Here is an 8,766-nt window from a genome sequence, read left to right on the forward strand (position 1 = left end):
GGCAGACCGAAGGAGTTCTGCATGAGATTCGTACTGATCCACGGTGGCTTCCACGGCGCGTGGTGCTGGAGCCGGACGATCCCCGAGCTGGAACGGCTCGGGCACGAGGCGATCGCCATCGACCTGCCGGGGCAGGGGGCGCGCCGGGAGGAGCGCTCGACGCTGGGCGATCGCCGGGACGCGATCGTCTCGGTGCTCCAGGCCGGCGACGTCCTGGTCGGGCACTCGGCCGGCGGCTACGACATCACCACGGCCGCCGACGCGGCGCCGGAACGGGTACGGCACCTGGTGTACCTGGCGGCCGGCCTGCCGCTGGAGGGGCGCACCCTGCTCGATGTCACCGGCGGTTCGGCCGATGACGACGGCGACGGCGCGGTCAGCGAGCTGATGACGGATGAGACCGGCATGTCCGGGTTCACCCGCCCGAACGCCCGCGGCCGGATGGAGGTCATCGACTTCGAGGGCGTCCGCGACTTCTTCTACCACGACTGCGACGAGGCGACCGCGCGCTGGGCGTTCGACCAGCTGTGCCCGGCGCCGGTGGAGTTCCTGACCGAGCCGGTGACCCTGCCCCGGTTCTGGGCGGCCGACCTGTCCCGCAGCTTCATCCAGTGCGCGCAGGACCGGGCGGTACCGCCCGCGATGGCCGCGCAGGTCATCGAGCGCCTCGGCGTCGAGCCGCTGACGATCGACTCCTCGCACTCACCGCACCTCAGCCGGCCGCGTGAACTGGCCGCACTGCTGGTGCACGCCACCGGCACCAAGCCGCTCCGGGCGATCCGCGGGTCGTGACGGCCGACGGTGAGGGTGGGTCCGGTGTCCAGGCCGGCCCCACCGTCACCGTCACCGTTGGCCGACGCCGGCCAGGGCGAAGAACTCCGCTCGCGCGCCGGCGTTCTCCCGCGGCGCTCCGTGCAGAGCGGAGGTGATCGTCCGGGAGCCGGCGGACTGTACGCCCCGCAGGGTCATGCAGGTGTGCTCCGCCTCGATCACCACGCCCACCCCTCTCGGAGCGAGGTTCTCCAGCAGCCAGTCGGCGACCTGCTTCGTCAGGCGCTCCTGCACCTGCAGCCGGCAGGCGTAGTGCTCCACGACCCGGGCCAGTTTGGAGATCCCGACGATCCGCTCACCGGGGAGATAGCCGACGTGCGCGCGTCCGTGGAACGGCAGCAGATGGTGCTCGCACAGCGACCGGAAGGGGATGCCCTTGGCCAGCACGAGCTCGTCGTATCCCTGGTCGTTGGGGAAGGTCGTCACCAGGAACGGACGCGGTGTGAGGAACTCCTGGAGGGCCTGGGCCACGCGGCGCGGCGTCTCCTGGAGCTCCTCGTTCGCGGGGTCCGCTCCTACCGCGGCGAGCAGCCGGCGCACGGCGTCGCGGGCGGCGTGGACGTCGATGGGTGGGAGCGGTGAGGTGAATTCGGCCGCGTCGCGGACCGCCATGGTGTTGGTCAAAGCTTGCTCCTCACCTGTCGTGATCCGTCCGTGCAGCGAGTGGCACGCCCTCGCGCCGGTTGTCCCCGCGCCGGTTGTCCCCCGCCGCGGACCGTCGCCTAGGCCTGCTGCTGGCTCTCGTCGGCGGGCCAGTGGCCGTAGGAGAGGGCCTCGGTCTGCTGCCACCACGCCTTGGCCGGCACGTCGCCGTCGTTGAGGTACACGTGCGGGACGGACGATTCGAAGGCGGCCACGTCGCCGACCTTGAGTTCGTAGCTCTGGAAACCGAGCTTCAGCGTGAGGGTGCCCTCGTAGATGAAGCAGAGTTCGGTCCCGCCGTGCCGGATGAGCGATCCGTCCGTCGAGGACGCCGTTCCCGGCGGCAGCGTGACGACGAAGCTCTCGATCCCGCCGCCGAGGATGCCGGTCGGCAGTTGGGAGAGGACCACTCCCCCGGTCATGCGGAGTTCCGCGAAGGACCCGGCGCGGAATACCGGGCCGCCGGGTTCCTCGGTCTTTTTCGGGACACGGTTGCCCGGGGCCGCCGATCTGCGGGCGCTGGGCGCGGATTCGATGGCGCGGAACATGTCGTCCATCGAGAGTTCCAGCTCGGTGACGACCACTTTCAAGGTCCCCACGGACGGCACGGTCTTGCCGTTCTCGATCTGCGAGAGCAACTGAGGCGAAACACCTACCCTGCTCGCCAATTGGCGCAGGGTGAGTCCTTTGTTCCGCCGCCCGGCACGCAATCTCGCGCCAAGCATGATGTCGGGCTCGGACACCTCAGCTCCAGTCATTCTTCGCCTGTATTGCAGGCGGTCGAACAGTACAGCGCAACTGTAGCCGTCGCGCGCTGGAGCTTGCCGACCGCAACCAGCAGGCATCTCCTTGACTCCATGCTGTATGTCGCGACTATATATGTCAAGTCAGATGCGCCATGGCTACTAGACAGGTAGCCTGTAGATACCCACCCGACGGGGAGTCGCGTGCCGCGTCCGACCTGCTGCGACGGGCGACCGGGCCGGCGCGCCCTTTCCGCCCAGCGCTTCCCTGTTAATAGGACGCCCTACTATTCCGTCCCGCTCCCTTCACCTGTGAGGGCTCCATGAGCGAACTCCATCGCCCCGTGCACCATGTCCGCCTGGTCACCGCCTCGGCATTGTTCGACGGACACGACGCGTCGATCAACATCATGCGGCGCATCTTCCAGTCGCAAGGGGCCGAGGTCATCCATCTCGGCCACAACCGGTCGGTGCGGGAAGTCGTCAGCGCCGCCGTCGAGGAGGACGTGCAGGGCATCGCGGTCTCGTCCTACCAAGGGGGCCATGTCGAGTACTTCGAGTACCTGGCCGAGTCACTGCGCGAGCGGGGCGCCGGCCACATCCAGGTCGTGGGCGGTGGCGGCGGCGTGATCGTGCCCGGGGAGGTGGAGCGGCTGCGTGCGCACGGCGTCACCATCTTCTCCCCGCAGGACGGGCAGCGGCTGGGCCTGGCCGGGATGGTCAACTCCGTGGTGCGCTCGTGCGACTTCGACGTGTGGGAGCGCCATCCCGTCAGCGCCGCCGACGTACACGCCGACGTACGCTCCGGCCACCGGGGCGCGCTCGCCAGGGCCGTGACGGGCGCCGAACTCGGCAGGCTGCCGGAAGGCTTCACGGCGGAGCTGCTCGCCGCCGGCAGCGCGCACGCCGCACCCGTCCTCGGCATCACCGGCACCGGCGGCTCCGGAAAGTCCTCGCTGACCGACGAGTTGATCCGCCGGTTCCGGGTCGACCAGCGGGACGGGTTGCGGATCGCGGTCCTCGCGGTCGATCCCACCCGCCGACGCGGGGGCGGCGCGCTGCTCGGCGACCGGATCAGGATGAACTCGCTCGACGGGGACCGTGTCTTCTTCCGCAGTCTGGCCACCCGCGGCAACCACGAACTGCCCGAGCGGCTGGCGGAGGTGATCGACGTCGTGAAGGCCGCGGGATTCGACCTGGTGATCCTGGAGACACCCGGGATCGGGCAGGGCGACGCGGCGATCGTGCCGTTCGTGGATGTCGCGATGTACGTGATGACGCCCGAGTTCGGCGCGGCCTCGCAGCTGGAGAAGATCGACATGCTCGACTTCGCCGACGTGGTGGCCATCAACAAGTTCGAGCGGCGGGGCGCCATGGACGCGCTGCGCGATGTGGGGCGGCAGCTCATCCGCAATCGTGAGGCGTTCGGCCAGGCGCCCGAGGACATGCCGGTCTTCGGCACCTCCGCGGCGACGTTCCACGACGACGGGGTCACCGCCCTCTACCAGCACCTGAAGTCCGTCCTTGCCGGGCACGGACTGGCGCTGGTCGAGGGGGCGCTGCCGACGGTGTCGGTGCGTCATTCGTCCCGGCTCCGGCAGGTCGTCCCCGCCGACCGGGTGCGCTACCTCGCCGAGGTCACCGAGACGGTGCGCCGCTACCACGCCGAGACCGGGCGGCTGGCCGAGCAGGCCCGGCGGGTTCAGCGGCTGGCGGCCGTCGGGAGCGAGCTGGCCGCCGCGGGCGCCGACAGCACGTCGGTGGAGGCGCTGCTCGCCGACGCACGCCGGCGGCTGCCGGCCGATGTCGCCGAGCAGGTGGAGAAGTGGCCGGCCGTCGCGGCGTCCTACGCCGGCGACGAGAAGTCGGTGCGGGTCCGGGGCGGGGAAGTCCGCACGGACCTCGTCCGCCGGTCGCTGTCGGGCACCAGGGTCCCGCGCGTGGCGGTCCCCGCCTTCACCGACCACGGCGAGCTGGTGCGGTTCTGGCGTCGGGAGAACCTGCCCGGGTCCTTCCCGTTCACTGCCGGGGTGTTCGCGTTCAAGCGGGACGACGAGGACCCGGCGCGGATGTTCGCCGGCGAGGGCGATCCGTTCCGTACCAACCAGCGCTTCAAGCTGCTCTCCGAGGGCCGGCCGGCGACCCGCCTGTCCACGGCGTTCGACTCGGTCACCCTCTACGGGCGCGACCCCGACCAGCGTCCCGACATCTACGGGAAGGTCGGCACCTCCGGTGTCTCGGTGGCGACGCTGGAGGACATGCGGGAGCTGTACGCCGGCTTCGATCTGGTCGCGCCGACCACGTCCGTGTCGATGACGATCAACGGCCCGGCCCCGACGGTGCTGGCCTTCTTCCTCAACACCGTCATCGACCAGCAGGTCGAGGACTTCCGTGCGGTCCAGGGCCACGATCCCTCACCCGAGCAGACCGCCGAACTGCGCCGGCGCGCGTTGGCCAGCGTGCGGGGCACCGTGCAGGCCGACATCCTCAAGGAGGACCAGGGGCAGAACACCTGCCTGTTCTCCACCGAGTTCTCGCTGCGGATGATGGCCGACGTCCAGGAGTGGTTCATCGCCCACCAGGTACGGAACTTCTACTCGGTGTCCATCTCCGGCTACCACATCGCCGAGGCCGGGGCGAACCCGATCAGCCAGCTCGCCTTCACCCTCGCCAACGGCTTCACCTACGTCGAGGCGTATCTGGCCCGCGGCATGCGGATCGACGACTTCGCGCCGAACCTGTCGTTCTTCTTCTCCAACGGGATGGACCCGGAGTACTGCGTGCTCGGCCGGGTGGCCCGCCGGATCTGGGCGGTCGCGATGCGGGACAGGTACGGGGCGAACGAGCGGTCCCAGAAGCTGAAGTACCACGTCCAGACCTCGGGGCGCTCCCTGCACGCCCAGGAGATGGACTTCAACGACATCCGCACCACCTTGCAGGCGCTGATCGCCATCTACGACAACGCCAACTCCCTGCACACCAACGCCTATGACGAGGCCGTCACGACCCCGTCGCCGGAGTCGGTGCGCCGGGCGCTGGCGATCCAGCTGATCATCAACCGCGAGTGGGGCCTGGCGGTCAACGAGAACCCGTTGCAGGGTTCCTTCGTCATCGACCAGCTCACCGACCTGGTGGAGGAGGCCGTGCTCGCCGAGTTCGACCGCATCAACGAACGTGGGGGCGTGCTCGGTGCGATGGAGAGCGGCTACCAGCGGGGCCGTATCCAGGACGAGTCGATGCTGTACGAGCAGCGCAAGCACGACGGGACCCTGCCGATCGTCGGGGTGAACACCTTCCGCCGGCCCGGGGGCGACACGCGGCCTCCCGAGCTCACCCTCGCTCGTGCCACCGACGCCGAGAAGGCGTCCCAGCTCAAGCGCGTCCGCGCGTTCCAGGACACGCACCGGGACCAGGCCGGGCCGGCGGTCGAACGGCTCAAGCAGGCCGCCGTCGCCGGGGAGAACGTGTTCGAGGTGCTCATGGACGCGGCCCGGGTCTGCACGCTCCAGCAGATCACCGAAGCCTTCTTCGAAGTCGGCGGTGAGTACCGGAGGAACCTGTGAACGTCCGCGACCTGTACGGCCTTCCGTCGCTGCCCGGCCGGTCCGCGCCGACCGCGCGGTGGCGCCGCCGAAGCCGGGCCCTCTCCGCCCACTCGGCCACGGTCCGCTGAGTCTCCGTCCGCCTGAACAACCCTCCCCAGACAGGAATCACTCATGCCTGAAATCTCCCGCCTCGGCGTGGTCGGCTGCGGCCTCATGGGCTCCGGCATCGCGGAAGTCGCCGCGCTGCGCGGCCTCGACGTCATCGTGGCCGAGTCCGATCAGGAACTGGCCGAGCGCGGTCGCAACCGCGTGACCGCTTCCCTCGATCGCGGTCTGGAGCACGGAAAGCTGTCCGCCGACGATCGCGACCTGGCGTTGTCGCGGCTCACGTTCACCGGCAGCCTGGACGCGCTCGCCGACCGTCAACTCGTCATCGAGGCGGTGGCCGAGAACCGCGAGGTCAAGACGGAGGTGTTCCGCCGGCTGGACAGGACGCTCGCCGCGGCCGATGCCATCCTGGCCACCAACACCTCCTCGCTGCCGGTGACCGAACTCGCCGCCGTCACCGGCCGCCCGTCCCACGTCGTGGGGCTGCACTTCTTCAACCCGGTCCCGGTACAGAGACTGGTCGAGGTGATCCCCGCCCTGGGCACGAGCGCGGACACCGTCAGCCGCGTCCACGCCTTCGCCGCCGACCGGTTGGGCAAGCGGGTCATCCACGCCCCCGACCGTTCGGGCTTCGTGGTCAACGCCCTGCTGGTGCCCTACCTGCTCTCCGCCGTCCGCATGGTCGAGGCGGGGCTCGCCAGGGCCGAGGACATCGACGACGGCATGAGGTACGGGTGTGCCCACCCCATGGGCCCGCTCAGGCTCCTCGACCTGATCGGGCTGGACACCGCCCAGGCCGTCGCGGACGCCTTGTACGAGGAGTACAAGGAGCCGCTGTACTCCGCGCCGCCGCTGCTTCGCCGCATGGTCGCCGCGGGCCGGCTGGGGCGTAAGTCCGGTGGCGGCTTCTACCCGTACTGACCGCGCAAGTCTCCCGAGATCTTGTCAACTAGACATGACTTGGAATACTTGACATGTATAACCGGGGACCGCACGATAGATGAGGAAGTGCTGTCCATGGATCGGCCGAACGGTCCATGGACAGCACGCAACGCGACGTCTTTCCCGACATGAGCCAGGTGGTGCCCCTCCCGGTGACGGGATTCCTACCGACAGCCACACAAACGAGCAGGCAAGAGGAGCCAGTTTCCATGTCCGATCCGGTTTCCAGCGCAGCAGATCCCAGGTCGAGTAAACCGTTCACCATCGTGTCCGCCGACTCGCACGTCGGTCTTCTCCCCCAGGAGTACCGCGAGTACCTGGACCCGCAGTACCGCGACGCCCTCGACGACTACCTCGAGGACAACCTGGTCTTCCAGTCGATGTTCCGCAAGCTCGGGTACCCCTTCAGCCCGCAGGTCCTCGACGTCATCGACAAGCGCGGAGCCATCTCCTCGGGCGGCTACGCCGGCTTCTACGACCCGCACCGCCGGCTGCGCATCCAGGCCGAGGACGGTCTGGTCGCCGAGGTGCTGCACCCCGGCGGCCCCATCGCCATCACCCCGTGGGCCGACCCGGGCACGCGCAGGGTCTCCGAGGAACTGCGCGCGGCGGGCACCACGGCCTACAACCGGTTCCTCGCCGACTTCTGCAGCGCCGACCGCAAGCGGCTGCTCGGTGTGCCCTCGACCTACCCCTGGCCGGACATGGAGGCCGCCGCGAACACCGTGCGGTGGGCCGCCGAGCAGGGCATGGTCGGCGTCTACCCGGCCCGCTTCGCCGGTGCCAAGGACGACCTGCCGCCGATCTACGACCGCGCCTGGGACCCGTTCTGGGCCGCCTGCGCCGAGACCGGGATCAAGGTCCACCTGCACGCCGGCAGCGGCAAGCCCCAGGGCTTCATGCTGACCCGCATCAAGAGCGCCCTGGAGAAGGCCGGCAGCGGACCCGACGCCCTGGCCCACATCTTCGAGAACATCTTCGACGAGCGGCGCCCGCTGTGGCAGCTGATGTGGTCGGGTGTCTTCGACCGGTTCCCCGCGCTGCGCGTGGTGTTCGTCGAGATCCGCAGCTACTGGATTCCGCCGACGCTGGACGCGCTGACCCGCAAGAACGAGGAGGCCGGCGGCATCCTCAAGCTCACGCCCTGGGAGTACTGGGAGCGCAACTGCGCGGTGACGCCCACCTTCATGCGGCTCACCGACCTCGACGTGCGCGAGAACGTCGGGATGGACAAGGTGATGTTCGGCAGCGACTACCCGCACGCCGAGGGCACCTGGCCCAACACCGAGGACTTCCTGCGCCTGGTGCTCGACGACATCCCGGAGGCCGACGCGCGCGCCATCCTCGGGAGCAACGCGATCGACTTCTACCACCTCGACCGCGCGTACCTGGAGGGCCTCGGCGCGAAGTACGGCCCGAAGCCGGCGGAGATCCTGGGTCAGGCGCACACCGTGGACCCGGGCGTGGCCGAGCACCTCAACAACCGCAACGGTCTCAACAAGAAGGTCTCCTACGAGGATCAGAGGACCGAGGACGCCGTCGTGGAGGATGTCGTCAAGGCACTCGCCCAGCGGTAACCCCGTCGTCCGGATGCCGGTCCGGCGACGATGAGTACGGTGTGGGACAGGAGGGCTGGTGGCCGCGTGACGGCCACCAGCCCTCCCCCCGTGTCACCGGCCTTCCGTACGGCCGGGCCGTTCGTGGTCGACGGGTGCCTACCGCGTGCCGGGCAGGTTGCGGGCCATCACGATGCGCTGGACCTGGTTGGTGCCCTCGTAGATCTGGGTGATCTTGGCATCGCGCATCATGCGTTCGACGGGGTAGTCGCGGGTGTAGCCGTAGCCGCCCAGCAGTTGGACCGCGTCGGTGGTGATCTCCATGGCGGCGTCGGAGGCGTAGCACTTGGCGGCGGCGCCGAAGAAGGTCAGGTCGGGGTCGGAGCGTTCGGACTTGGC

At 69.4% G+C, this 8,766-nt stretch carries 7 protein-coding genes; 4 read left to right on the plus strand and 3 right to left on the minus strand.

What is annotated here, in order from left to right; translation table 11 throughout:
• The first annotated feature begins 21 nt into the window (after positions 1-21).
• Positions 22-792, plus strand: a complete 771-nt coding sequence (locus AB0399_RS23510) for an alpha/beta fold hydrolase (protein ID WP_366412681.1) — start codon at positions 22-24, stop codon at positions 790-792.
• Between the two features lie 51 nt (positions 793-843).
• Here AB0399_RS23510 and folE read toward each other — a convergent pair whose 3' ends face one another.
• Together folE and AB0399_RS23520 are read right to left on the minus strand one after the other, a co-directional pair.
• The gene (folE, locus tag AB0399_RS23515) at positions 844-1,443 is read right to left on the minus strand and encodes a GTP cyclohydrolase I FolE (RefSeq protein ID WP_366412690.1); all 600 of its coding nucleotides are present in this window, start codon (positions 1,441-1,443) and stop codon (positions 844-846) included.
• Between the two features lie 110 nt (positions 1,444-1,553).
• On the minus strand, positions 1,554-2,318 hold the full coding sequence (locus AB0399_RS23520; RefSeq protein WP_366412682.1) for a helix-turn-helix domain-containing protein: 765 nt from the start codon (positions 2,316-2,318) through the stop codon (positions 1,554-1,556).
• A gap of 221 nt (positions 2,319-2,539) precedes the next feature.
• Here AB0399_RS23520 and icmF point away from each other — a divergent pair, with 221 nt between their 5' ends.
• The 3 genes from icmF (at position 2,540) to AB0399_RS23535 (ending at position 8,388) form a co-directional block, all read left to right on the plus strand.
• The gene (gene icmF, locus AB0399_RS23525) at positions 2,540-5,779 is read left to right on the plus strand and encodes a fused isobutyryl-CoA mutase/GTPase IcmF (protein ID WP_366412683.1); all 3,240 of its coding nucleotides are present in this window, start codon (positions 2,540-2,542) and stop codon (positions 5,777-5,779) included.
• A gap of 153 nt (positions 5,780-5,932) precedes the next feature.
• Positions 5,933-6,790 (plus strand): 3-hydroxybutyryl-CoA dehydrogenase, encoded by an 858-nt coding sequence (locus AB0399_RS23530; protein ID WP_366412684.1) that lies wholly within the window; start codon positions 5,933-5,935, stop codon positions 6,788-6,790.
• Between the two features lie 230 nt (positions 6,791-7,020).
• Positions 7,021-8,388 (plus strand): amidohydrolase family protein, encoded by a 1,368-nt coding sequence (locus AB0399_RS23535; protein WP_366412685.1) that lies wholly within the window; start codon positions 7,021-7,023, stop codon positions 8,386-8,388.
• A gap of 138 nt (positions 8,389-8,526) precedes the next feature.
• Here AB0399_RS23535 and AB0399_RS23540 read toward each other — a convergent pair.
• Positions 8,527-8,766 (minus strand): acyl-CoA dehydrogenase family protein (locus tag AB0399_RS23540; RefSeq protein ID WP_366412686.1); only part of this gene is annotated, 240 nt, incomplete at its 5' end.

The organism is Streptomyces sp. NPDC088194, assembly GCF_040702025.1.
Taxonomy (GTDB): Bacteria; Actinomycetota; Actinomycetes; order Streptomycetales; family Streptomycetaceae; genus Actinacidiphila.